Source organism: Plantibacter lichenum, assembly GCF_050587525.1.
In the GTDB taxonomy this organism is placed as follows: Bacteria; Actinomycetota; Actinomycetes; order Actinomycetales; family Microbacteriaceae; genus Plantibacter.
Window position 1 is genome coordinate 47298 of record NZ_JBOBFT010000019.1, and the last position, 25126, is coordinate 72423.

General features: G+C 68.6%; 21 protein-coding genes. 6 read left to right on the forward strand and 15 right to left on the reverse strand.

Annotated elements, in window-relative coordinates; all coding sequences use genetic code 11:
• Positions 1 to 48: 48 nt before the first annotated feature.
• From rbfA to nusA, 4 genes are all read right to left on the reverse strand, one after another.
• On the reverse strand, positions 49 to 486 hold the full coding sequence (rbfA, locus tag ACQ3HB_RS19595; RefSeq protein WP_430922450.1) for a 30S ribosome-binding factor RbfA: 438 nt from the start codon (positions 484 to 486) through the stop codon (positions 49 to 51).
• A gap of 115 nt (positions 487 to 601) precedes the next feature.
• Positions 602 to 3382 (reverse strand): translation initiation factor IF-2, encoded by a 2781-nt coding sequence (gene infB, locus ACQ3HB_RS19600; protein WP_430922451.1) that lies wholly within the window; start codon positions 3380 to 3382, stop codon positions 602 to 604.
• 324 nt (positions 3383 to 3706) lie between these two features.
• Complete coding sequence (locus ACQ3HB_RS19605) at positions 3707 to 4072, reverse strand: YlxR family protein (protein ID WP_430922452.1); 366 nt, start codon at positions 4070 to 4072, stop codon at positions 3707 to 3709.
• 7 nt (positions 4073 to 4079) lie between these two features.
• A complete protein-coding gene (gene nusA / locus ACQ3HB_RS19610; protein WP_430922453.1) occupies positions 4080 to 5081 on the reverse strand; it encodes a transcription termination factor NusA in 1002 nt (333 codons plus the stop codon).
• A gap of 218 nt (positions 5082 to 5299) precedes the next feature.
• Here nusA and ACQ3HB_RS19615 point away from each other — a divergent pair, with 218 nt between their 5' ends.
• Complete coding sequence (locus ACQ3HB_RS19615; protein WP_430922454.1) at positions 5300 to 7558, forward strand: sensor histidine kinase; 2259 nt, start codon at positions 5300 to 5302, stop codon at positions 7556 to 7558.
• Complete coding sequence (locus tag ACQ3HB_RS19620) at positions 7555 to 8304, forward strand: response regulator transcription factor (RefSeq protein ID WP_430922456.1); 750 nt, start codon at positions 7555 to 7557, stop codon at positions 8302 to 8304. Before ACQ3HB_RS19615 ends, ACQ3HB_RS19620 begins: the two co-directional genes overlap by 4 nt.
• A 5-nt stretch (positions 8305 to 8309) precedes the next feature.
• Here the strand turns inward: ACQ3HB_RS19620 and ACQ3HB_RS19625 are convergent, their stop codons facing one another.
• The 7 genes from ACQ3HB_RS19625 to ACQ3HB_RS19655 all read right to left on the reverse strand — a co-directional run bounded on the left by ACQ3HB_RS19625 (position 8310) and on the right by ACQ3HB_RS19655 (position 15678).
• A complete protein-coding gene (locus ACQ3HB_RS19625) occupies positions 8310 to 10070 on the reverse strand; it encodes a proline--tRNA ligase (RefSeq protein ID WP_430922457.1) in 1761 nt (586 codons plus the stop codon).
• Positions 10071 to 10141: 71 nt separating this feature from the next.
• Positions 10142 to 11215, reverse strand: a complete 1074-nt coding sequence (locus tag ACQ3HB_RS19630) for a hypothetical protein (protein WP_430922458.1) — start codon at positions 11213 to 11215, stop codon at positions 10142 to 10144.
• On the reverse strand, positions 11212 to 12276 hold the full coding sequence (locus ACQ3HB_RS19635) for a vWA domain-containing protein (RefSeq protein ID WP_430922460.1): 1065 nt from the start codon (positions 12274 to 12276) through the stop codon (positions 11212 to 11214). The genes ACQ3HB_RS19630 and ACQ3HB_RS19635 overlap by 4 nt, the downstream gene beginning before the upstream one ends.
• Positions 12273 to 13271: a vWA domain-containing protein gene (locus ACQ3HB_RS19640; protein WP_430922462.1), complete on the reverse strand. Its 999-nt coding sequence runs from the start codon at positions 13269 to 13271 to the stop codon at positions 12273 to 12275. The genes ACQ3HB_RS19635 and ACQ3HB_RS19640 overlap by 4 nt, the downstream gene beginning before the upstream one ends.
• A complete protein-coding gene (locus tag ACQ3HB_RS19645) occupies positions 13262 to 13801 on the reverse strand; it encodes a hypothetical protein (RefSeq protein ID WP_430922463.1) in 540 nt (179 codons plus the stop codon). The genes ACQ3HB_RS19640 and ACQ3HB_RS19645 overlap by 10 nt, the downstream gene beginning before the upstream one ends.
• On the reverse strand, positions 13788 to 14675 hold the full coding sequence (locus tag ACQ3HB_RS19650; protein WP_430922465.1) for a DUF58 domain-containing protein: 888 nt from the start codon (positions 14673 to 14675) through the stop codon (positions 13788 to 13790). The genes ACQ3HB_RS19645 and ACQ3HB_RS19650 overlap by 14 nt, the downstream gene beginning before the upstream one ends.
• A gap of 7 nt (positions 14676 to 14682) precedes the next feature.
• Positions 14683 to 15678: an AAA family ATPase gene (locus ACQ3HB_RS19655; protein WP_430922466.1), complete on the reverse strand. Its 996-nt coding sequence runs from the start codon at positions 15676 to 15678 to the stop codon at positions 14683 to 14685.
• Between the two features lie 271 nt (positions 15679 to 15949).
• Between ACQ3HB_RS19655 and ACQ3HB_RS19660 the strand changes: the two genes are divergently transcribed.
• The 3 genes from ACQ3HB_RS19660 to ACQ3HB_RS19670 are packed head-to-tail and all read left to right on the forward strand — an operon-like array spanning position 15950 to position 19828.
• Positions 15950 to 17395, forward strand: coding sequence for a cytidylyltransferase domain-containing protein (locus ACQ3HB_RS19660; RefSeq protein ID WP_430922468.1), 1446 nt, complete (start codon positions 15950 to 15952; stop codon positions 17393 to 17395).
• Positions 17396 to 17442: 47 nt separating this feature from the next.
• Positions 17443 to 18354 carry an N-acetylneuraminate synthase family protein gene (locus tag ACQ3HB_RS19665; protein WP_430922487.1) on the forward strand — a complete coding sequence of 304 codons (912 nt, stop codon included), beginning with the start codon at positions 17443 to 17445 and terminating at the stop codon, positions 18352 to 18354.
• Entirely contained in the window at positions 18347 to 19828 is a 1482-nt protein-coding gene (locus ACQ3HB_RS19670; protein ID WP_430922469.1) for a DUF6716 putative glycosyltransferase, read from the forward strand. Before ACQ3HB_RS19665 ends, ACQ3HB_RS19670 begins: the two co-directional genes overlap by 8 nt.
• 118 nt (positions 19829 to 19946) lie before the next feature.
• Here the strand turns inward: ACQ3HB_RS19670 and ispG are convergent, their stop codons facing one another.
• The 3 genes from ispG to ACQ3HB_RS19685 all read right to left on the reverse strand — a co-directional run bounded on the left by ispG (position 19947) and on the right by ACQ3HB_RS19685 (position 22756).
• Positions 19947 to 21107, reverse strand: coding sequence for a flavodoxin-dependent (E)-4-hydroxy-3-methylbut-2-enyl-diphosphate synthase (gene ispG / locus ACQ3HB_RS19675; protein ID WP_430922470.1), 1161 nt, complete (start codon positions 21105 to 21107; stop codon positions 19947 to 19949).
• Positions 21108 to 21194: 87 nt separating this feature from the next.
• Entirely contained in the window at positions 21195 to 21863 is a 669-nt protein-coding gene (locus ACQ3HB_RS19680; RefSeq protein ID WP_430922472.1) for a 3-oxoacid CoA-transferase subunit B, read from the reverse strand.
• Positions 21864 to 21865: 2 nt separating this feature from the next.
• A complete protein-coding gene (locus ACQ3HB_RS19685) occupies positions 21866 to 22756 on the reverse strand; it encodes a CoA transferase subunit A (protein ID WP_430922473.1) in 891 nt (296 codons plus the stop codon).
• A 259-nt stretch (positions 22757 to 23015) separates the two neighbouring features.
• Between ACQ3HB_RS19685 and ACQ3HB_RS19690 the strand changes: the two genes are divergently transcribed.
• Positions 23016 to 24320, forward strand: coding sequence for an acetyl-CoA C-acetyltransferase (locus tag ACQ3HB_RS19690; RefSeq protein WP_430922475.1), 1305 nt, complete (start codon positions 23016 to 23018; stop codon positions 24318 to 24320).
• 184 nt (positions 24321 to 24504) lie between these two features.
• Here ACQ3HB_RS19690 and ACQ3HB_RS19695 read toward each other — a convergent pair whose 3' ends face one another.
• Entirely contained in the window at positions 24505 to 24867 is a 363-nt protein-coding gene (locus ACQ3HB_RS19695) for an SHOCT domain-containing protein (protein ID WP_430922477.1), read from the reverse strand.
• Between the last annotated feature and the right edge of the window lie 259 nt (positions 24868 to 25126).

The window sequence follows — 25126 nt, forward strand, 5'->3', positions numbered from 1 at the left end:
CCCATGGATGACCACGGGGCGGGGCTTCTGCGCGAAGCGTGCTGCTGCTCAGGCTTCTTCGTCGTCCTCGCGAGGCTTGACGTAGGGGTCCTCGTCGCCGGCGTACGCGGCGCCCTGGGCGAGCCCGGCCACCTCGGTGTCGCGGTTGCGGGCCTCACGGAGCAGGTCCTCGATGTGCTGGGCGTTCTCGGGGATCGCGTCCAGGAAGAAGTCGAGGCTCGGCGTGAGCCGCGAGTTGATGTTCGCGCCCACCTCCTTGCGCAGCAGGCCCTTCGCGGACTCGAGGGCGGCTTTCGTGCCCTCGCGCTCCTCCTCGGTGCCGTACACCGTGTAGAAGATGTTGGCGTGCTGGAGGTCGCCGGTCACCTGGACGTCGGTGATCGTGACGAAGCCGAGTCGGGGATCGCGGATCCCCTTGTCGAGACGCTTCGCGATGATCTCCTTGATGCGGTCGGCCAGTTTCCGAGCCCTGGGGTTCTCTGCCATCTCGTTCTCCTCTGATGACCGTCGGGCTACGAACGCCCGACGGATGCTGCACACAATACAAGCAGGAATCCCCGCCGCCCTCCCGAAGGAGAGCGACGGGGATCAGCCGGGCGGATTAGCCGCGCGGCTTCTCCTTGAGTTCGATCGTCTCGATCTCGTCGCCGATCTGGATGTCGTTGAACTTGCCGAGGCCGATACCGGCTTCGAAGTCCGTGCGCACCTCGGTGACGTCGTCCTTGAAGCGACGCAGCGACTCGATCGCCAGGGCGTCGCCGACCACGACGCCGTCGCGGATGACGCGAGCCTTGGCGTTCCTCGTGATGGTTCCCGAGCGGACGATGACACCGGCGATGTTGCCGAACTTGGAGGAACGGAACACCTCGCGGATCTCGGCCACACCCGACTGCACCTCTTCGAACTCGGGCTTGAGCATGCCGGTGAGGCTCTGCTCGACGTCCTCGAGTGCGTTGTAGATGACCGAGTAGAACCGGATGTCCACACCTTCGCGGGAAGCACGGTCGCGTGCCTTCGGGTCGGGGCGGACGTTGAATCCGATGATGATCGCGTTGTCGATCGTCGCCAGGTTCACGTCGGACTCGGTGACGGCACCCACACCGCGGTGGATGATGCGCAGCTGCACGCTGTCGTCCACATCGATCTTGAGGAGCGATTCCTCGAGCGCCTCGACGGCACCCGACACGTCACCCTTGATGATGAGGTTGAGCGATTCGACCTTGCCCTCTTCGAGTGCACGGGTGAAGTCTTCGAGGCTGATGCGCTTGCGGGCCTTGGCCAGCTGGGCGTTGCGCTCTGCTGCTTCACGCTTCTCGGCGATCTGACGGGCCGTGCGGTCTTCCTCGGTGACGAGGAAGGTGTCGCCGGCACGAGGAACGCTCGAGAGGCCCTGCACCTGCACCGGACGCGAGGGTCCGGCTTCTGCAACCGTGTCGCCGTTCTCGTCGACCATGGCGCGGACGCGGCCGTATGCCGTGCCTGCCACGATCGCGTCGCCGACGCGAAGCGTTCCCGACTGGATGAGGACGGTCGCAACCGAACCGCGGCCCTTGTCGAGCTTCGCTTCGATGGCCACACCGCGGGCGTCCTTGTTCGGGTTCGCCCGGAGGTCGAGACCCGCGTCTGCGGTGAGCAGCACGGCGTCGAGCAGCTGCTTGATACCCGTGTTGTTCCGCGCCGACACGTCGACGAACATGACGTCTCCGCCGTACTCTTCCGCGACGAGGCCGTATTCGGTGAGCTGCTGACGAACCTTGGCCGGGTTGGCGTCTGGCTTGTCGACCTTGTTCACCGCGACGACGATCGGGACGCCTGCGGCCTGAGCGTGGTTCAACGCTTCGACCGTCTGCGGCATGATGCCGTCATCGGCCGCGACCACGAGGATCGCGATGTCGGTGACCTGCGCACCACGAGCACGCATGGCGGTGAACGCCTCGTGACCCGGGGTGTCGATGAAGGTGATGGGACGTTCGACGCCTTCGTGCTCTGCGACGACCTGGTAGGCACCGATGTGCTGCGTGATGCCACCGGCTTCACCTGCGACGACGTTCGCGTTGCGGATGGCGTCGAGGAGTCGCGTCTTACCGTGGTCGACGTGACCCATGACCGTGACGACGGGGGGACGGACGACGAGGTCCTCGTCGGACTCGTCTTCCAGCTCCTGGTCGAGGTCGATGTCGAAGCCTTCGAGGAGCTCTCTGTCCTCGTCCTCCGGCGACACCATCTGGATCTTGTAGCCGAGTTCCGCGCCGAGCACGTCGAACGTGGCCTCGTCGAGGGATTCGGTCGCCGTCGCCATCTCACCGAGGTGGAACAGCACGGTCACGAGGTTGCCGGGGCTGGCGTCGATCTTGTCTGCGAAGTCCGAGATGGACGCGCCACGACGAAGACGGACGATGGTGTTGCCGTCGCCGCGGGGAACGCTCACGCCGCCGAGCGAAGGGGCTTCCCGCAACTCGAATTCGGCCCTCTTCGTCCTCTTCGACTTCCGTGCCTTGCTCTTGCCGCCACCGCGACCGAAGGCGCCAGCGGTACCACCGCCGGGTCCACGACCACGACCGCCGCCGCCACCTGGGCGACCTGCGAAGCCACCGCCTGCGGGGGCTCCACCGGGAGCGCCACCGGGACGGAAACCGCCGCCGGCGCCTGCACCGGCACCACCGGGACGGAAGCCACCGCCACCGCCGGGACGACCTGCGCCACCGGGACGGCCGGGTCCACCGGGACGCTGACCCTGGCCGACGCCCGGACGGGGCGAGCCGGGGCGCGGAGCCTGCGGGCGCGGGATGTTGCTGGGGTTGGGTCGCTGACCCATGCCCTGTGCCGCGGCGAACGGGTTGTTGCCCGGACGCGGCGTGCCGGTCGGGCGCTGACCCATGCCCTGCGAGGAGGCGAAGGGGTTGTTGCCGGGGCGAGGTGCGCCCGGACGGGGGATGCTCGGCTTGCTCGCGTCACCGGAGGCGTCGCCCTCGGTTGCGGCGGGTGCCGGAGCAGCGGGGGCCGGAGCTGCAGGCGTTGCCGCTGCAGGGGCCGACGGTGCTGCGGGTGCCGGAGCGGCAGGCGCTGCAGCGGCCGGAGCCGGTGCGGGCTCTGCAGCCTTGGGTGCCGGAGCCGGTGCGGGCGCCGGAGCAGCCGCGGGCTTGGGACCGGGGGTCGGCGCGCCGGACGGACGTGCGGCGGGGGCCTTCGGAGCAGCGGACGGGGCCGGAGCCTTCACGCCTTCTGCTTCGAGTGCTGCACGCAGCTTGCGTGCAACGGGGGGTTCGATGCTGGATGACGGTCCCTTGACGAATTCGCCCAGTTCTTTGAGCTTCGCCATGGCGACCTTGCTGTCGACACCGAGTTCGGATGCGATCTCGTGTACGCGTGGTTTTGCAGCCACAATTCTCCTGTCTGAGCTCGCACCCAGGCAGGGGCGAGCGTTAGTGGTGGACGGGTCTCATTTCGAGCCGCTCATGAGTTGTCCATTAGCCGTTCAGCCTGTTCTCTCGGAATGCCTGGTCGAAGGACCGGCATGCGCAGCGACAGCCCGGTAGCCGGGTGTACTGCAGCGATGGGAAGTCCGAGCGCATCGGTGACGCACGTCGGTACAACATCAATCGTACACCCGCCGCTGAGCGGGCCGGTCCAATCACGGGGATCGGCGGGCGGTTCCCAGCGTCGGATCGGCGTGTTCGCCGCCCACCGGGGTGGATTGCGACAGTGGTCAGTCGGCGAGACCGCTGCGGCGCTCCACGACCTCGACGACGTACGCTCCGACCAGACGTGCGTCGAGCGATTCGGCCAGTCGCAAGGCCCTCGTGAAGGCCTTCCGCGCCACCGCGTTCTCGAAGCATCCGGCGTCGAGGTGCACCCACGCACCGCGGCCCGGCTCGGTGGCGGACGGGTCGGCCACGAGGGAGTCCTCCCCCGCGACGACCCGCAGCAGCTCCGAGCGTGAACCGCGCTTCCGGCATCCGACGCACGTGCGGACGGGGCCGTCGAACGATTCCGCGGCGGCCGCGGCGGCACGCTTCGCTCCGGAGGCGCCTCGGCTCGTGCGGGCGCCCCGCGCAGTCCGTGGCGCGTTCATCAGGCGATCAGTCGGCTTCGAGGATCGAATCCGGCTGGATGTCGATCTTCGCGCCGGTGAGCTTCGCGGCGAGGCGGGCGTTCTGGCCCTCCTTGCCGATCGCGAGCGACAGCTGGTAGTCCGGGACGAGGGCGCGGACGGCCTTGAGCGACTGGTCGATGACGTACGCGCTCGTGACCTTCGCCGGGGACAGCGCATTGGCCACGAAGGTGGGGAGGTCTGGCGAGTAGTCGACGATGTCGACCTTCTCGTTGCCGAGCTCGTCGGTCACGGCACGGACACGACGTCCCAGTTCGCCGATGCAGGCGCCCTTGGCGTTGATGCTCGGGTCGTTGGCCTTGACGGCGATCTTCGTGCGGTGGCCGGCTTCGCGGGCGAGCGAGACGATCTCGACGACACCGGAGGCGATCTCGGGCACCTCGAGCGCGAAGAGCTTGCGGACGAGCGAGGGGTGCGTGCGCGACACGGTGATCTGCGGACCCTTGAGCCCCTTGGTCACGGCCGTGACGTAGACGCGGAGGCGCTGACCGTGGGGGTACAGCTCGCCGGGCACCTGCTCTTCAGGTGGCAGGATCGCTTCGATCGTGCCGAGGTCGACGTGGATCATCCGCGGGTTGGGCCCCTGCTGGATGACGCCGGCGACGATGTCGCCTTCGCGGCCCTTGAATTCACCGAGCACGGCTTCGTCCTGGATGTCACGGAGACGCTGGCTGATGACCTGCTTCGCGGCGAACGCGGCGATGCGACCGAAGTCGTCCGGGGTGCTCTCGGCTTCACCGATGAGGACGCCCTCGTCGTCGAACTCGGGGACGAGCACGGCCACGTGGCCGGTCTTCCGGTCCAGCTGGACGCGTGCCGGCTCCACGGAGCCCTGGCCGGCCTCTTCAGCGCCGGGGGTGTTCTTGAGGAATGCCGTCAGGATGGCCTGTTCGATGATTCCCACGAGCTCTTCGAAGGGGATTTCCTTCTCCCGCTCGATCGACTTCAGCAAACTGAGATCAATGTCCATCGATGGTCTCCTCTATTCAGCTCTTCGTTCGCCGCCTCTGGGCGGCCGGGAACGCCGGTGATGCACAGCCGGACCCGTCTGTCTACGGTACCCGATGGATCCGCCTCCGTCACCATCGGCAGTACACCCGGGCGGTTCGAGCGCACTGTCCCACGCACGTGAGTGTTCCCTGTGCCTCCTCCTCGACCACTGCCAGACGCGACCGACATAATGGCCGCATGCGCTTCGGCGAACTCCAGCACGTCTTCCAGAACACGAGGGTGAGGATCCTCGCGGCGATCCTCCTCGCCACAACGCTCGCCATGGTGCTCGCGGGGTTCTCCGCCTACGTCATGGAACGCGAGCAGACGGTGGCCGCGATCGATGCGGACCTGACGAGGACGGCGGAGGCGACGGCGTTCGTCGTGGCCGGCTCCGGAGACTCCTCGACGGCGCCGACGACGACCGCGGAGGCCGTCGCGCTCGTCCTGAAGCGGTCCTCCTTCGGAGCGGACGAGGGAGCGGTCGGACTGCTGCCGGGCGCCGAGCCCATCGCCCCGTCCTCCCCCACCGGGTTCCGGCTTGACGGCGACGACCGCCTCATCGCCACTTTCTCCTCTGAGGCCACCGGAGCGACGGTGCTCGGAACGGCGACGACCCACGGCGCGACCGTCCGGGAGATCCGATACGCCGTCATTCCCGTCACGGTCGTCGGGGACCCGGCCGTCGGGCACGTCGTCGTCGCAACCGATCTGACCGCGGCGCTCGATGCCGTCGGCGAGGTGTTCCGCGTGTACGTCATCGTCGCGGTGATCTCCCTCTTGCTCATCGGTCTCGTCGGCTGGCGTCTGGCCGGACGGCTCCTCCACCCCATCCGCCTCCTGCGGGACACGGCGGCGCGCATCACGGAATCCGATCTCGACGAGCGCATCCCGGTCGTCGGCAAGGACGACGTGTCCCAGCTCACCTCGACCGTCAACGACATGCTCGATCGGCTCGACGACGCGTTCACGAGCCAGCGGCAGCTGCTCGACGACGTCGGCCACGAGCTGAAGACGCCCATCACGATCGTGCGCGGACATCTCGAGCTCCTCGACCCGGCCGATCCCGTCGAGGTCGCCGCGACGAGGGAACTCGCGCTCGACGAACTCGACCGCATGAGCACGCTCGTCGGCGACATCGCTGAACTCTCCGCGGCCGGAGCCGGCGCCACGTTGCAACGCGTGCCCACCGATGTCGCCGACCTCACGATGGCCGTCCTCGACAAGGCTGCCGCGATCTCCCCGGTCCACCGCTGGGAGCTGGGCGAACGAGCCGAGCTCATCGTGGGAGTGGATCCGGCCCGGATGGCGCAGGCGTGGCTCCAACTCGCCGACAACGCGGCCAAGTACTCTCCCGTGGGCTCGACCATCACGATCTCGAGCCGGTTCGAGGATGGTTCGAGTGGCGGTTCGAGTGACGGTTCGAGTGAAGGCGGTCCTGACGGCGACCCGGGCGGCGGCTCCGATGCTGGCACGGACGACTCGACGGACGAGCTCGGCGGCTCGGGCGTTCCGGTGATCGGTCCGGACCCGCAGCTCGTCCTCTCCGTGTCCGATCAGGGCCCCGGTGTGCCCGAGGACCTCCGCGAACGCATCTTCGACCGGTTCACGCGGGCCCAGGAGGGTCGGGGCGTTCGCGGCTCCGGTCTCGGCCTGGCGATCGTCCAAGCCATCGCGGAGGCCCACGGCGGCTGGGCGCAGATGGACGAGGGCGACGGGAACGTCGGGAACGGCTCCGTGTTCAGCATCCGGCTTCCCCTCGAGGTCGACCCGACGGACGACGAGGACTTCGACACCCCGGACGACGAGCAGGATCCCGCGATCGAACCGCAGGACCCCACGAGCGGTCCACCGCTTCCCGGCGGGACGATCGATGCGATGCCGCAGCACGCGCGGGACGAGGCGCCGACGCCGACGGGCCCGGCGCATGCCGTCCCGGCGGCGCCTGCACCCGTGGCGCACGCCAGTGGACCTGCCGCGCCGGCGCCATCTGCACCGTCATCGTCCGCTGCTCCTGCATCGCCACCGGCCCTCGCCGGTCCTCCGCCACACACCGCTCCGCCGGCACACACGTCCCCTCCCGCACACACATCCCCGCCGGCACGCACCGCTCCCCCGCCCTACCAGGCGCCCGTCCCGCGGCCGTACTCCGCGGGCCCCTTCAACGACGACGACTTCCCGCCGCTCGTCGACACCGGTCGCCCCTGGAGCGCAGGCCCGACGATCCCGGTGACGCAGACCGCACCGAAGCGGTCCGCTGCGGAACCGCCGGTTCCCGGTCAGCGGACATCCGGAGTACAGTCGGCGAATCCGCCCGCTCCGGACGACCCGAACCCGGGCAGTGTTGACGCAGACCGTGTTGACGCAGACCGTCCGGACCAGGCCCGTCCAGACCCGGCCCGCACAGACCCCGAACGCACAGACCCTGATCGCACAGACCCAGGAGGCACCCCGTGAGTCGCATCCTCGTCGCCGAGGACGAAGCCCGCATCTCGGCGTTCGTCTGCAAAGGCCTGCAAGCCGCAGGGCATTCCGCGTCGGTGGCCGTGAGCGGGGCCGACGCGCTCGAACTCGCGGAGAGCGGCGACTTCGATCTCCTCGTCCTCGACATCGGGTTGCCCGGCGTCGACGGCTTCGAGGTCTTGAAACGCCTGCGGAACGACGGCAGCGAACTGCCCGTCGTCATCCTCACGGCACGCGACTCCGCTCGTGACGTCGTGGCCGGCCTCGACGGCGGAGCAGACGACTACCTGTCCAAACCGTTCCGCTTCGACGAGTTGCTCGCGCGCATCCGCCGCCGGCTCGTCGGCCACACGGCGACCGGCGCCATCACCCTCCCCACCGAGATGCTCGTGGTCGGTGATCTGACACTCGAACTCCGCGAGCGTCGCGTCATCGTCGGCGGTGTGCCCGTCGAGCTGTCGACCCGCGAGTTCGCGCTCGCGGAGGAGTTCTTCCGGCACCCCGATCAGATCCTCAGCCGCGAGGATCTGCTCTCACGGGTGTGGGGCTACGACTTCGATCCGGGATCGAACGTCGTCGACGTCTACGTGCGGTACCTGCGCAACAAGATCGGCAAGTCCGCGATCGACACCGTCCGAGGCGCCGGCTACCGTCTCGCCGCCCCCAACGGCCCGCGAGGTGTCACGAACGACTCGTCAGGACCAGGCCAGACTCGCCATATGCGACCCCTCGCGGGCTGAGCGGGTCAGAGCTGGGCTGCGAGTCCCTCGATCGGCAGCTTGTCCTTCGTACCGGCGGCGCGGTCCCAGACCTCGGCGAGGCCTTCGGCCGCATCGCGACCGATGACGACCACCGTCGGCACACCGATGAGCTCGGCGTCGCCGAACTTCACACCGGGCGAGACCTTGGGACGGTCGTCGAAGAGGACGTCCTTGCCTGCGGCTTCGAGATCCGCGGCGACCTGCTCGGCGATCGCGTGGACCGCGGGGTCCTTGCCGGTGGCGACCACGTGCACGTCGAACGGAGCGACCGTCTTCGGCCAGATGAGGCCACGGTCGTCATTGTTCAGTTCGGCGATGGTCGCGAGGATGCGGGTCACGCCGATGCCGTAGGAGCCCATCGTGACGGTCACGAGCTTGCCGTTCTCATCGAGCACCTTGAGTCCAAGAGCGTCCGCGTACTTGCGGCCGAGCTGGAAGATGTGGCCGAGCTCCATGCCGCGCGCGAGTTCCACGGGGCCGGAGCCGTCCGGTGCGGGATCGCCCGCACGGACCTCTGCGGCCTCGATGAACGCGTCACCCGAGAAGTCGCGACCGGCGACGAGCCCGAAGACGTGCTTCTGGTCGACGTTCGCACCCGTGATCCACTCGGTGCCGTCGACGACGCGGGGGTCGAGGACGTAGCGGATCTCGGTCGCGGACTCCTCGCCGAGCACGGCGCCCTGCGGCGACCACGGACCGATGTAGCCCTTGACGAGCAAGGGCTGCTTCGCGAAGTCCGCCTCCGTGGCCGGCTCGACCTCTGCCGGCGCGAACGCCACTTCGACGCGCTTCATGTCGACGTCGCGGTCTCCGGGGAGGCCGACGACGATGAGCTCACGCGTGCCGTCGAGGTGCTTGAGCGTGAGGACCACGTTCTTGAGCGTGTCCGCCGCGGTCCATGCTCGGCCGTCGTCGCGCGGGTGGTTGGCGTTGGCCAGGTTCACGAGCGTCGCGATGGTGGGCGTATTGGGCGAGTCGAAGATCTGCGCTTCTGCGAGTCCTTCGATGGGGAGCGCATCGGGAACGGCGGTCGTGTACGCCTCGACGTTAGCCGCGTAGCCGCCTGCTGAACGCACGAAGGTGTCCTCGCCGATCGCGGTCGGGTGCAGGAACTCCTCGCTCCGTGACCCGCCCATGGCGCCGGCGTCGGCCTGCACGATGGCGTACTCGAGGCCGAGACGCGAGAAGATGCGCTCGTACGCGTCGCGCTGCGCCTGGTAGCTCACATCGAGTCCGGCGTCCGTGTAGTCGAACGAGTACGCGTCCTTCATCGTGAACTCACGGCCACGCAGGAGGCCTGCCCGGGGACGTGCCTCATCGCGGTACTTGTCCTGGATCTGGTAGATCGACAGGGGCAGGTCCTTGTACGAGGAGTACAGGTCCTTCACCATGAGCGTGAAGACCTCTTCATGCGTCGGTGCGAGGAGGAGGTCGGAGCCCTTGCGGTCCTGGAGGCGGAACAGTGCGTCGCCGTACTCCTCCCACCGACCCGTGACCTCGTAGGGTTCACGCGGCAGGAGCGCCGGGAAGTGCACCTCGAAGGCGCCGGCGGCTGCCATCTCCTCGCGGATGATGGTCTCGATCTTGGCCTTCACCTTGAGCCCGATCGGCAGCCACGCGAACACGCCTGGCGCCTGTCGGCGGATGTAGCCGGCGCGGACCAGCAGCCGGTGACTCGTCACCTCCGCATCGGAGGGGTCTTCACGGAGGGTACGGAGGAAGTAGTTCGATAGACGCGTTACCACTCGTCCATGCTAGCGCTCGCGGTCTCCGACCAGATCACGCGCGATTCGGCGGCCTCCCCGCAGCATCGGTGCTACCAGGGGCGTTCGGCGAAGCTCCCGTTGTCGGAGTTGCGGCCACGGTTCTTCGCGTCCTCGGTGGATTTGTCCTGCTCGGCCCCCTGACCGGCGTCCTTGAGCTTGTCGACCTTGTTGTCGAGTTCGGACTTACCGGTGCCGCTCGAGCCGTCTCCCGGCTGCTGTTGACCGGGCTGACCGGGCGAACCGTTCGTCTGATTCTGCTGGTCGCGCCCGGTGGTCGCGCCCTGTCGTTTGCGGTCGATGCGATCGCCCGTGTCCTTGAGGTTCTCGCCGGGCGTCTGCTTCGGCTGGATGCTGTCGGGGTTCTGCTGTCCCTGCCCGCCCTGCTGATCCTGCGGGTCCTGGTCGCCCTGCTGCCCCTGATCGCCCGGATCGCCCTGCTGGCCCTGATCTTGCGGCGCCTGATCACCCTGCTGGCCCTGATCGCCCTGGCTCTGATTCTGCTGATCCTGGCTCTGGTCCTGCTGGTCCTGCTGATCCTGCTCGTCCTGGGGCGGGAAGCAGTCCGCACCCTCGTCGACGATGCGCTTCGCGGTCTCGTACAGGTTGATCGCACCCTGGTAGTACTCGGCCTTCACGTACTGATCGGCCTGCGTCTCGTATGCGCGCGCGAGGTTCACACGGACGAGGCACTTGGTCGGTTCGTCCGGCGCGAGGTCGAGCGCCTTCGCGAGATCATCCGTGCCGAGCACCCAGTTCTGGCCGACGGCGGCCGCCGTTCCGCGATCGAAGTAGGCGAGGTAGGGCTCGACGATGTTGACCGTCTGCAGGTGACTCGCGGCTGACTGGCTCGTGAGGTAGTCGCCGGCTTCGTAGCTCGCGATCGTCGACTGCGCGATGGCGGGCAGGCTCAGGAATTTCACGCCGAAGAACACGGCGGCGAGGACGACGGGCAAGGACCACCAGAACAGCAGACGGCGGAGACGACGGGCCTCCCCCTCGGTCAGCGGTCGTTTCGCGGGCTTCCGCGGCGGCGGCGCCGGGGCTGTGCCCGCCTGCGCGAATCGCGAATCCTCCGGACGGTGTCCCGGTCGATCGGCGGCGCGCCGTTCCTCGAACAGCGTCATGCGGCACCGCCCTTCACGCGTCGGAGTTCTCGCAGCGAACCGATGACGCCGCCGACCTCGGTGAGGAGGAGGGCGCCCAGCACGATCGCGATCATCCAGTACAGCTCATCGGTCCGACGGATGTCCACCTGGTCGTCGACCGTGAGGGTGCCGACCGACAGTCCATCGACGGCTGGATCGATGTCGGCGCCCGGCGTGCGGTGCATCTCATCGACGCCCAGCTGGGACGCGATGAGCTGCAGATTGCCCTCATCCATGCGGGAGATCGCATCGGTCCCGGTCGTGTAGTCCTGGATGTACATGGGGCTGCCGTCGGCGTACCCGCTGAACTCGCGCATCCGGCCGCCCTCCTCCGTGCCGTAGCCGAGGACGGCGCCACCGGCGATGAGCGGCGCGATGCCCTCGAACGACGCTGGACTCGTCCCGGAGGTCTGTTCGCCGTCGCCGAGGTAGAAGACGATGCGGTTCCGGCCCGGCTCCTGCTCCTCGGCCTTCGTCAGGAGGTTCGTGAGGAACTCGACCGGAGCGTCGATGCTGCTGCCGCGAGAGTAGGTCGTGATCTCCTGCGTCATCGCCTCGGAGGCGGACTGCAGCGCACTGGCGTCCGTCGTCAGCGGCATCCGCTGGACCGTGACGGCGTCGAACGTCACGAGCGCGTAGCGGGCGCCCGGCACGCGGTCGGCGATCGAGGCGATGTCGGCCTTCACGCCGTCGAGGCGGGTCGCTGCTCGTCCGGTGACGGACTCACCGGCTCCCCCGTCGCGGGTGCCTCCTGCGCCGCCCGTTCCGCTCTCGTCCCAGTCCTCCGCCGCCATGCTGCTCGTCGTGTCGACCACGAAGTAGATGTCGATGTCGCCCATCGCGGCGGGCGGGCGATGAGCGCCCGGGATCGTGGGCCGGAGGGCGATCGCGAGCAGGACGACCACCATGAGGATCCGCACGATCCAGTGCCAGGAGCCCGGGCGCTTGATCGTCGCGATCCACTGCCAGAGCCCGAACGCGACGAGCCCGCCGGAGAGCGCGATGAGCAACCAGAGCGGCAGGACGGGAGTGAAGATCATCGGCGCAACCTCCACGACACGAGCATGAGCAACGCGAGCGCCCCGAAGCCGATGAGGACGAAGAGGGTGGGTTCATCGTTCTGCACGAGCTGCTTCGCGCCCTTGAGCGTCTTCGTCTGATCCGCCGTGATCTGATGCACGATCGAGGCGACCGCACTCGTGTCCGAGAGCGCGTAGTACTTGCCGCCCGTCGCATCGACCACCTGCTCGAACTCCTTCGCGAGGTCGTCGAGGAAGTCCTTGCTCGAGGTGTCCCCCGGGTTGATGCCGTAGACGGTCACGCCCTTCGCCGTGGCGAACTCGCCCGCTTCCGGCAGGGTCAGGATGGGCTCGCCTGCGACGTAGTTGTCGGTCGCGAGGACGATCGACCTGGACCGTTCCTCACCGAGCTTGTCGAAGCGCATGACGCACGATCCGAGGCCGTCGCCGATGAGGGACGAGCCGTTGCCGAGGTCGGTTCCGTTCCAGTACTCGTAGTCGCTGTCGACGGAGGTGAAGTCGTCGACGAGGTGGTCGAGCTGCTTCGCAACGTAGTCGTAGTCGCTCGTGAGCGGGAAGTAGGTGGTCGCGGAGGCGTTGAAGAGCACGAGGGCGATGCGTTCACCGTCGAACCGTTTGACGAGCGTGTCGAAGACGCGGACGATCTCCGCGTCGTACTCGGTCATCGAACCTGACACGTCGAGGCACAGGACGATGTCGCGGTTGCGGAGCTCCGGCTGGTAGACGTTCGTCGTGACCACGCGGGAGCTGAGCGCCATGCCCGTGAGCAGGAGCACGCCGAGCACGGCGACCGATGCGATGACGAGTCGTCGGTAGCGGTTCAGGGCACGCCGGTACCCGGGCAGCTTCGTGAGGCGATCAGAGTGCGCGACCCACACCCGATCGGCCTGGGGCCTCCGCTTCCGCCGCGCTCGACGCACGAACAGGATCCCGCCGATGACGAGCGCGATGACGGCGAGCCAGACGAGCGGCATCCACCAGTAGATCACCCCCACGTCGTCACCACCTGTCGTGCCATCTCCGCTGCGTCGTGGACGCTCCCCGACTCCGCCTCACGGAATTCGGCCGGATAGTAGCTCGAAACGGCCCTCGCCACAGGGAAGAGCTTCGCCTGGTTGAGGTCGTCGAGGGTCATGACCTGCGCGCGGACGCCGCTCGACTCGTGGGCGTACATCCGCACGATGAGGCCGAGCTTCTGGTGCGCCTTCCTCGTGCTGAGCGCGCCGGCGCCGAAGTCGTGCTCGATCTCGTCGATGAGGCCGAGGTAACGCACCCGGAGCGTCGCAGGGCTCGGTGTCTGGCGAGTGGTCGTCTGCGGCTTCGCCGTGCGGCGACGCACGTACCAGGTCATCCACACGTACCAGGCGATCACGAGGGCGATGAGGAGCAGTCCGAGGATGGGCCACACCATCGAGTACTGGGCGGGCGGGTAGTAGCCGTTGTCGTCTGGGACCGGTGTGCTGGCCGCCTGCGCGATGCCCGACGTCGCCTGCGCCGCCAGTGACACGAGCTCAACGCCGCGCATGACGGTGCACCTCCAGGAGCCGGAAGAGGGACGGGATCACGTCGTCATCGCTCGTGACCCGCTGACTGCTGATGCCGAGGCTCTCGAGTTCATCGATCCGTCGCTCGGTCGTGACGGCGACCGAGGCCTCGAACTCGTCGCGCAGCGCACTGCTGTTCCGCACGAAGGACGGCAGGAGTGCTTCGCCGTCGACGTCGGTCATCTCGCGCCAGGTGTAGTCCGCGCGCATGAGGTCCGCGTCGCCGACTGAGATCCACAGCACTTCGTGCTGGACGTGGAGGCGTTTGAGCAGATGGATCCGTTCGGCCGAGAACGGTTCGTCGTCGGCGACGATCACGATGACCGACTTGCGGTGGATCGATCGGCTCGCGAACGACAGGAGGGTGTCGAGATCGCTCGGAGCCGCATCGATCGACGCACGGTGGGCGATGCTCTGCAGCAGGCGTTCGAGACCGGATTCGGTGCCCCGCGGCGGCAGCATCTCGATGCCGGTCGCATCGCCCGCGACGAGCGTCACGAGGTCGCCGTGGCGGACCGCGAGATAGCCGAGGATGCCGACGGCGAGGACCGCGATGTCGCTCTTCGGGCGGCCTCCCTCCGAGACGGCCGCGAAGTCACGGCCGGTGTCGACGACGAACACCACCTGGTGCTTGCGGTTGGCGATGTAGCGCTTGATGAGCGGAGACCCGTGCCGCGCCGTCGCCTTCCAGTCGATGTCCTTGATCTCGTCGCCAGGCGTGTACTGCCGCAGGTCGTCGAAGTCGAGGCTCCTGCCCTGGAAGACCGAGCGGTACTCGCCGTCGAGCATCCCGCGCACCCGACGGTGCGCGTGGATGAACAGCTTCGTCTTGACCCGGTGCAGGAGTGACGCCATGGTGCGCCTACGGTGCTTGGACGGCGCCGAACACGGCGTCGATGATGGTCTCCGGGCCGACGTCGTCCGCTGCGGCCTCGAAGTTCAGGATGATGCGGTGCCGGAGCACCTGATGCCGGTAGCTCTTGACGTCCTCTGGGATGACGTGGTCGCGACCGGCGAGGATCGCGAGCGACCTGGCGACCGTGCTGAACGCGATGCTCGCGCGCGGGCTGGCGCCGTAGTCGATGTAGGACGCGAGCTTGGGCGAGAGGTAGTCGCGTGCGTTGCGCGTCACGTACACGGTCTGCACGATGTAGTTGAGGATCGACGGGTCGAGGTAGACGCGCTTCGCGAGGCCCTGGAGGAAGAGGACGTCGTCGACCGAGACGTGCTGATCGGTGTCCGGCTCGTCGTAGACGCCCGCGTTCACCCGTCGGACGATCTCGGCCTCCTCGCCGATCGTCGGGTAGCTCAGCACCTCTTTCAGGAGGAAGCGGTCGAGCTGTGCTTCCGGCAGCTGGTAGGTGCCCTCCTGCTCGATGGGGTTCTGGGTCGCGAGGACGAAGAACGGCTTCGGCAGGGCGTGGTTGACGCCGCCGATCGAGGTCTGGCGCTCCTGCATCGCCTCGAGCATGGCGCTCTGCGTCTTCGCGCTCGAACGGTTCACCTCGTCGAGCAGGACGAAGTTGGCGTGCACCGGGCCGAGCTGCGTCTGGAATCCGCCGGTCTTCGCATCGTAGATCTGGGTGCCGATGATGTCGCTCGGCAGGAGGTCGGGGGTGCACTGGATCCGTTTGAAGGACGCGTGGACGGCCTGGGCGATCGACTCGGCAGCAGTCGTCTTGGCCAGCCCCGGCACGCTCTCCAACAGCACGTGCCCGCCTGAGACGAGGGCGGCGAGGAGCGTCGTGCGGAGGCTCTGCTGGCCGACGACCTTCGCATCGTATGCGCCCACGATCGTGGTGAGGATCGCGCGGGCACGTTCCAGTTCGCTGGCGTGGATCGGTGTGCTGAGCGTCACGGCGGCTGGTCTCCCCTGGGTGTGCGAACAGTCGGGCGTGCTCGTCGGCGCGCGCGGTGCGGTCCAGTCTAATCGGCCCCATCCGCCTCGCCTCCTCTCCCGGCCCCTCCCCCAGACCTCCGTTTTCGTGCAACAAGTGCCCTCGAAACCGGACGTTTTGCACGAAAACGGAGGTCTGGGGTTCTGCGCGACCCCTGCTGTTCGGTTGCGGGACACCTCCGCGCGGCGTCCGGTTGGCCGACCGGCAACCTCCCGTTCCTACGCTGTCCCCGTGTCGCACCTCGATGATCTGAGCCACTTCCCGTCGGACGTCGACGCGGCCCGCAAGGCCTCGCCAGTGCAGGACGCGGACGCACAGCGGTCGGCCTCGGCGGACGCGGCCTCACCGAGTCCGGCCTCACCAGGCGCGACCGCCATCGTTCCCGTCCGCGGAGGCTCGAAGGGCATCCGTCGCAAGAATCTGCGCACGGTACGCGGCGTGACGCTCGTCGCGCGCAGCGTCCACGGCCTCCTCCGGACTCCGGGCATCGGCCGTGTCGTCGTGACGACCGACCATCCCGACATCGCCGCAGCCGCACGGACCGCCGGAGCGGACGTCATCGACCGTCCATCGAAGCTCGCCGCAGACGACAGCTCCTCCGAGGCGGCGCTCCTCCATGCGCTCGAGGCCCTGCGCGAGCAGGGACCGCTCTCCCGGGTGACCGTCTTCGCCCAGGCGACGTCGCCATTCCTCGACGTCGACGCCCTCGACGGCGCCATCGACACCGTCACCCTCGGCCTCGCCGACGCCGTCTTCTCCGCCGTCGTGGATCACGGCTTCCTCTGGACCGACACGCCTGATGGGGCACGCGGCATCGGCCATGATCACACCGGCCGGCCCCGCCGTCAGGACCGTGCGAAGCAGTTCCGCGAGACGGGAGCGTTCTACGTCTTCCGGACAGACGGCTTCCTCGAAGCCCGTCACCGCTTCTTCGGCCGGATCGAAGCCGCGCTCACGAGACCGCTCGGAGCCCTCGAGATCGACGAGCCCGAGGACCTCCTCGTCGCTGAGGCCATCGCCCCGCACGCCGAACGGCAACTCGAGATCCCCGCCGACGCGAGCGCACTCGACGTCGACGCCGTCGTGACCGACTTCGACGGCGTCCACACCGACGACCGCGCGATCGTCGATGCGGACGGCGTCGAACGCGTGACCGTGCACCGCGGCGACGGCCTCGGCGTCCGGCTCCTCCGCGAGGCCGACGTTCCCGTCCTCATCCTCTCCACCGAACGGGTCCCCATCGTCGCCGCCCGGGCCGCGAAGCTCGGCGTCGACGTCGTCTACGGCTCGGATGACAAGGCCACGGCGCTCGCGGTCTGGGCGCGCGAGCAGGGCGTCACCCTCGACCGCATCGCCTACCTCGGCAACGACGTCAATGACCTCCCGGCCCTCGCGATCGTGGGCTGGCCCGTCGCCGTGGCGGACGCGCACCCGGCCGTCCGACGCGCAGCGCGCCTCGTGCTCGACGCCAGAGGCGGCGCTGGGGCCGTCCGGGAGCTCGCGGATCGGGTACTCGACGTCAAACGGACGACGCCGGCACGGGCCGCCGAGCCGACGGAGCCGCGGATCGCACCGACAGCGTCGACAGTCCCGACAGCGCCGACAGCACCGACACTCCCGACGGAAGCCACCGCACCATCTCGAAGCGACACCACTGTGAACGGAGCATCAGCATGAGCGGCATCGACACAACCACTGCACACGCAACCGCTCCCACCGGTCCCATGATCCGCATCGACGGCCACGCGGTTGGTCCGGGACACCCCGTCTACGTCATCGGCGAGATCGGCCTCAACCACAACGGCGACCCCGAGATCGCGAAACGGCTCATCGACGTCGCGGCCGACGCGGGCGCACAGGCGGTCAAGTTCCAGAAGCGGACCCCGGAGATCTCCACGCCCGAGCACATGAAGGCGATCCCGCGGAGCACCCCCTGGGGCGACATGACCTACCTCGACTACCGCTACCGCGTCGAGTTCGACCGGGAGCAGTACATCGAGATCGGCGACTACGCGACACTCCGCGGACTGACCTGGTTCGCCTCGCCGTGGGACGAACCGAGCGTCGACTTCCTCGAGGACCTCGGGGTCGCCGCGTACAAGATCGCTTCGGCCTCCGTCACCGATGCCGGTCTCCTCCGGCGGATCGGAGCGACGGGCAAGCCCGTCATCCTCTCGACGGGCATGTCGACGATCGAGCAGATCGACGAAGCGGTGGGGATCCTCTCCGGGACCGAAGACGGGAACGGGAATGAGACCGGGGCACGTCGCCCCGGCCCGCTCGCCATCCTGCACGCCACCTCGACGTATCCGCTCCCCCCGGAGGAAGCGAACCTTCGGATGATCCAGACCCTCGGCGAGCGCTTCCCGAAGGCACCGATCGGCTACTCCGGTCATGAGACGGGCCTGCAGATCTCGCTCGCGGCGGTTGCGATCGGCGCCACGATCGTCGAGCGGCACATCACCCTCGACCGCGCGATGTGGGGCTCGGACCACGCGGCGTCGCTCGAACCGCACGGCTTCACGAACCTCGTGCGGGACATCCGCATCATCGAGACGGCGATGGGCGATGGCGTGAAGCGGATCTTCCCCGGCGAGCACGCACCGCTGGCCAAGCTCAGACGGGTCGATGCCTGAGGTGCATGTGACCGGGGGAACACGACGAGGCGGCGCCGGGCTGCGCGGTGCTGCGACTGGCCGCGCAGGGCTGGGCGGCGTCAGCGCCGACGAGCTCGGGCGGGAGCCGGCGGACCCCTCGCCCACTGGGACGGACGTGCACGCAGACCGGACGCCGCCCGCCTCGCTTCCCGCCCAGCGCACCAGACGCGTGATCGGCATCGTCGACTCCGACTCCTTCGTCAAGTGGGGCGCGACAACCCTCGACTCCGCCCCGGCCGAGTGGGAAATCGAGCTGCTCCTGCTCGAGACCGACGTCTCCGCGACCGACCGGCAGGTCGACATCGCCCTGCTCCATACGAGGTTCCGCGCTGACGCCGTCGACCGTTTGACCTTCCCCGAGCTGATCGGGCGAGTGGGCGAGCGGGCGCCTGACGCCGTCTTCGTCGCGACCCGCGGTCCCGTCGCCGAAGTGCTCATCGCGGCGATCGCGGACCTCGGGCCGGGCCGACCTGTCATCCTGACGGGCCTACCGGGCATCTCGATCCCGCCGAAATGGAAGGGCCTCTTCTACCGGGCCCAGGCGGACGTGTTCGTCCTCCACAGCCACCGTGAAGTGTCCGGCTACCGTCGCCTCGCTCGTGAGCACGGGCTCGAACCGGCGTTCGCGCTCGCGCGTCTGCCCTTCCTCGACGCCGCAGCGCTCACCTCCGCCGAACGCGGACACCTACCCGGGCACGGACCCGGCGACGCCGAAGCGCGGCCGGCGGACGTTCCCCCGGCGCCCCGCACTCGCGTCGTGTTCGCCACTCAGGCGACGGTTCCACCCGAACGCGGCGACCGACTCCGGATCCTCCTCTGGCTGCGAGCCCTCGCCATCCGTCGCCCCGATCTCGACGTCGTCGTGAAAGTCCGCGGGCTCGCAGGAGACCCCCAGACCCACCACGAGCACTTCCCGTACGACGAGCTGCTCTCCGAGGCGCTTCAGAAGCCGCTGCCCACCAACCTGCGCGTCGCCACCGGGTCGATGGCCGTGCACCTCGCCCTCTCGGTCGGGCTCGTCACCGTCGGCTCCACGGCCGCCATCGAAGCGCTCGCCGCGGGTGTACCCGTCATCGTGCTCGACGACTTCGGCGTCGACGACGACCTCATCAACACCGTATTCACGGGGAGTGGACTCCTCGCATCGCACACCGATCTCATGAACGGCGTCTTCCACGAGCCCGAGCGGGAGTGGCTCGAACAGAACTACTTCCACCCGGACCGCGACGACGACTGGATCGAGCGGACGAACGATCTCCTCGACGATCTCGACCGCGGCACCCTCCCGGCCAGGCCACGCGCCAGGCAGAGTCGCGGCGGCGCGCTCAGGACGGGTTGGGAGCGCAAACGCGCGCTCGGCAGGTACGACACGAGCTGGCTGGGCCGGATCTCGTACCTCATCGGCAGGCCGATCCAACTCGCCAAGCAGCTGCTGCGCCGCCTCACGGCCTAACCGCCCGTCCCGTCGATCGCCCGGCAACACCGACGAAACCTCCGTTTTCGTGCAAGAAGTGCCGACCAAAACGGGCGGATTGCACGAAAACGGAGGTTTCGGGCGGGCGGGGGTACGCCTAGTTGGCGCCGACCGTCACGACCGGGCTACCGGTGGAGGTGTCGTCGGCCGGCATCTCGGCCGCGAGGCGGTTGGCCTCGGCGATGAGCGTCGCGACGATCTCGCTCTCCGGAACGGTCTTGATGACCTCGCCCTTGACGAAGATCTGGCCTTTGCCGTTGCCGGACGCGACGCCGAGGTCGGCCTCACGGGCTTCACCCGGACCGTTGACGACGCAGCCCATGACGGCGACGCGGAGCGGAACACTCATGCCCTCGAGGCCGTCGGTGACGTCGTTCGCGAGCTTGTAGACGTCCACCTGGGCCCGGCCGCAGCTCGGGCAGGAGACGATCTCGAGCTTGCGCTCACGGAGGTTGAGCGACTGCAGGATCTGCAGCCCCACCTTGACCTCCTCCGCCGGCGGTGCCGACAGGGAGACGCGGATGGTGTCGCCGATGCCTTCGGAGAGGAGGATGCCGAACGCCGTCGCGCTCTTGATCGTGCCCTGGAACGACGGCCCGGCCTCGGTCACACCGAGGTGCAGGGGCCAGTCGCCGCGCTCGGCGAGGAGGCGGTACGCCTTCACCATCACGATGGGGTCGTTGTGCTTCACGGAGATCTTGAAATCGTGGAAGTCGTGCTCCTCGAAGAGGCTCGCCTCCCAGACGGCGCTCTCGACGAGGGCTTCTGGCGTCGCCTTGCCGTACTTCTGGAGCAGTCGAGGGTCGAGCGATCCTGCGTTCACGCCGATGCGGATCGAGACGTCGGCGGCCTTCGCGCGCTTGGCGATCTCGGCGATCTGGTCGTCGAACTTGCGGATGTTGCCCGGGTTCACGCGGACCGCGGCACACCCGGCGTCGATCGCCGCGTAGACGTACGCGGGCTGGAAGTGGATGTCCGCGATGACGGGGATCTGGCTCTTCTTCGCGATGATCGGCAGCGCCTCGGCGTCGTCACGACTCGGGACGGCGATCCGCACGATGTCGCAGCCCGAGGCCGTGAGTTCGGCGATCTGCTGGAGCGTCGCATTGATGTTCGTCGTGGGGGTCGTGGTCATCGACTGCACGCTCACGGGAGCGTCGCCTCCGACGAGGACTTTGCCCACCTTGATCTGGCGAGACTTCCGCCGCGGACTCAGGGTTTCGGGAACTTTGGGAAGACCCAGATTGATTGCTGCCACAGAGCTAGCTTACGCGCGCACCCGGGTGACGGCTCCCCGCGGCCTGAAAGGCTGCTGGGCACCGGGTGCGCGCGCGTTCCCGTCCGGTCAGCGCGGACCGTCCGACGTCGTCGCGAGCAACGCGTCGTCCAGCAGGAGTTCCGGCTGCGTGGCCGCGACGACGTCCTCGACGCTGACCCCGGGTGCCAGCTCGACGAGCCGCAGCCCTTCGGGCGTCACGTCGATGACGGCGAGATCGGTGATGATCCGGTCCACGACGCCCCGCCCCGTCAAGGGCAGAGAGCACTCGTCAAGGATCTTCGGGCTGCCGTCGCGCGCCACATGCTCCATGAGCACGATGACGGTCGCGGCACCGTGCACGAGGTCCATCGCTCCACCCGGGCCCTTCACCATCTTCCCCGGGATCATCCAGTTGGCGAGGTCGCCGGACGCGCTCACCTGCATCGCTCCGAGGATCGCCGCATCGATCTTGCCGCCGCGGATCATCGCGAAGCTCAGCGCGGAGTCGAAGAACGCGGCGCCGGGGAGCGTCGTCACGGTCTCCTTGCCGGCGTTGATGAGGTCGGGGTCGACGTACTCCTCCGTCGGGTATGGACCGACGCCGAGGATGCCGTTCTCCGATTGCAGGACGACCGTGACGCCTGCCGGGACGTAGTTCGGGACGAGGGTCGGCAGGCCGATGCCGAGGTTCACGTAGGAGCCGTCGACGAGTTCCGCCGCGGCACGTGCCGCCATCTGTTCACGCGTGAGCGCCATGGTCAGTTCCCCTCCCTCGATGCCGAGGCCGGCGTCTGCTGCGCGCCCCTGCCCGCACGTGTCGCACGGGTCTCCTCAGCAGTGCCGAACGCGTCGGTCGCGTCGGTCACCTCCGCCGCGCGCACCGTGCGTCGCTCGATCCGTTTCTCGATGTCCGGCCCCACCTCCACGATGCGATGCACGAACACGCCGGGCAGGTGGACGGCGTCCGGGTCGATCTCCCCCGGTTCGACGAGCTCCTCGACCTGCGCGATGCAGATCCCGCCGGCCATCGCGGCGAGCGGCGAGAAGTTCCGCGCCGACTTGTCGAAGACGAGGTTGCCGAAGCGGTCGCCGCGTTTGGCATGGACGAGGGCATAGTCGGTCGTGATCGCCTCCTCGAGGACGAATCCGCGCTCATGGCCGCGGACCGCGAACTCCCGCACCTCCTTGACGGGCGAGGCGATTGCCACGCCTCCCGCACCGTCGTAGCGCCGTGGCAGGCCGCCCTCGGCGACCTGGGTGCCGACGCCCGTCTGCGTGAAGAACGCGGCGATGCCGGATCCTCCCGCCCGCAGCTTCTCCGCGAGCGTGCCCTGCGGGGTCAGCTCGACCTCGAGTTCGCCGGACAGGAACTGCCGCTCGAACTCCTTGTTCTCCCCCACATACGACGACGTCATCTTCCGGATGCGGCCCGCCGAGAGCAGGATCCCGAGCCCCCAGTCGTCCACACCACAGTTGTTGCTCACGATGGAGAGCTCTCGGGCCCCCAGTTCGTGCAGCGCCCTGATGAGCTCCATGGGATTGCCGCAGAGCCCGAAACCGCCCACGGCGATCGATGCTCCGCTCGGGATGTCGGCGATGGCCTCGTGAGCCGAGCCGACGGTCTTGTCGATGGTGATGCCACCGTTCATGCCGTTCCTCCTTGCACCCGGACGGCGTCGTCCGGTGTGCACCAACCGTCTCCCGAACGCCCCGGCGCGTCAAGGGCGGCGGTGTCCGACATCGTCGATCCGGCCGCCACGGATTGGTCGAATCGTCCAACCACCGCGTCGGATTCGTATGCGAAGCTGGAGGGACATCGGGCGCCACGAGCCGCCCGAGGAACCTGATCGAGCCACGGGTCGCACGAACGGTCCGGCGGCGCGACCGCCGAGACGATGGAGTCGCCACATGAACCCGACAACCGCCACACACGCATCGACCGCGGGAGCGTCCGCCAACGACCCCGCCTCTGCCGGCCCGGGCGCCTCGTCCGCCGCCCGGCCGACCGACGTCGTCATCCTGAGCGGTGCCCGCACCCCGCAGGGCCGCCTCCTCGGGCAGCTCGCCGCGTTCTCCGCCGTCGAGCTCGGGACCTTCGCCGCGCGCGCCGCGATCGAGCGGGCCGGCGTGGCGCCGGAGCAGATCGAGCACGTCGTCATCGGCCAGGTCCTCCAGGCGGGCGCCGGGCAGAACCCGGCCCTGCAGACCGGCCGCGCAGCAGGCGTGCCGTGGGGCGTCCCCGCCGTCACGATCAACAAGGTGTGCCTGTCCGGCATCCAGTCGATCATCGACGGCGCGCGGCTCATCCGCACAGGCGAAGCGTCCGTTGTGCTCGCGGGCGGCCAGGAGTCGATGACGAACGCCCCGCATCTGCTTCCGGGGGCACGCGGTGGATACAAGTACGGGTCCCGCGAGGTCCTCGACCACGCCGCGTTCGACGGCCTGACCGACGCGTACGACCACGACTCGATGGGGGTCAGCACCGAGCGGCACAACGGTGCGCTCGGCATCGACCGGCTCGCGCAGGACGAGGTCGCGCTCGCATCGCACCTGCGTGCCGCCGCAGCCCAGGCCGACGGGCGCTTCGATGCGGAGATCGTGCCGATCGAGGTCGTCGGCCGCCGCGGTACGACCGTCCTCTCCATCGACGAGGGCGTCCGTCCCGACTCGACGATCGACTCGCTCGGCTCGCTGCGACCGGCGTTCGCGAGCGAGGCCGACGGAGCGGGCACCGTGACGGCGGGCAACTCCTCACCGCTCAGCGACGGCGCCGCGATGGTCGTCCTCGCGAGCCGTGCATTCGCCGAGGAGCACGGCCTCGAATGGCTCGCCGTCGTGCGGAGCGCCGGTCAGGTGGCGGGGCCGGACAATTCATTGCACGCGCAGCCGTCGCGGGCGATCACCGCCGCACTCTCGCGAGAGGGCTGGACGGCCGATGGACTCGATCTCGTGGAGATCAACGAGGCGTTCGCCGCGGTCAGCGTGCACTCCACGCGCGAACTGGGCGTGTCGTCGGAGATCGTGAACGTCGACGGCGGCGCGATCGCCCTCGGTCATCCGATCGGCGCGTCCGGCACCCGTCTGGTGCTGCACGCCGCATTCGAGCTCGCCCGACGTGCAGGCGCGGGCGATGCCGGAGCCGGCGAACTCCGCGCGGCCGCCGCGTTGTGCGGCGGTGGTGGACAGGGCGACGCACTCCTGCTGTCCAGGTAGCGTCACACCAACGCCCTTCGACAGGCTCAGGGACCGGCCCGGCCCGCTGAGCCGCACCCCGGTCGCTGAGCTTGTCGAAGCGCCCCGGTCGCTGAGCCTGTCGAAGTGCGGACACGCGAAACGCCCGCCACCCGGGTGCATGAGCATCGGAGCGGCGGGCGTCATCGGTCTCGGACGGCCTCCGTCAGCGCGTGGGCGGCGCAGGAGGCGTCGGGTTGTTGGTCCGGAGCACTTCGAGGCGTGCCCGGTAGTCGATCTCGTCGATGTCGCCTCGGGCGAACCGTTCGGCGAGCGTCTGTTCGGCGCTTTGGACGGCCTGGTTCTGACGCCACGCCCACGGCGGGCCGTAGCCGCCCATGGCCTGGTGGCCTTCCCAGGCGCGTCGACGCCAGCGACGACCGAAGATCGAGGCGAGAACGACGATCACGACGAACCAGAACAGCGGGATGAGCAGGAACAGCCACCAGCCGCCCCCACCCCACGGGCCGTGCCATCCGGGGTGCATCGCGACGGCGCTGAGCGCACTGGCTGCGGTGAGCGAGAACATGGGAACTCTCCATTTCGATGTCGGCGGATCGAGCGGCCGGTCTGTTTCGGTGATCGAAGGGTTCGAATCCGTGACCGGTTGCTGATCCAGTGCTTCAAGCATCGGTTCGCCAGCCGTTCAGCACGTCTGCCCCACGGACGAATCCGGTGTACTCCCCCGGGAGCAGGCTTCGCCCTACCAACTGGTAGGGCGACCGACCGCGCCGATCGCCGAGCCGCGGCGACGCACGACGAACCCGGTCCCTGAGCCGCGGCGACCG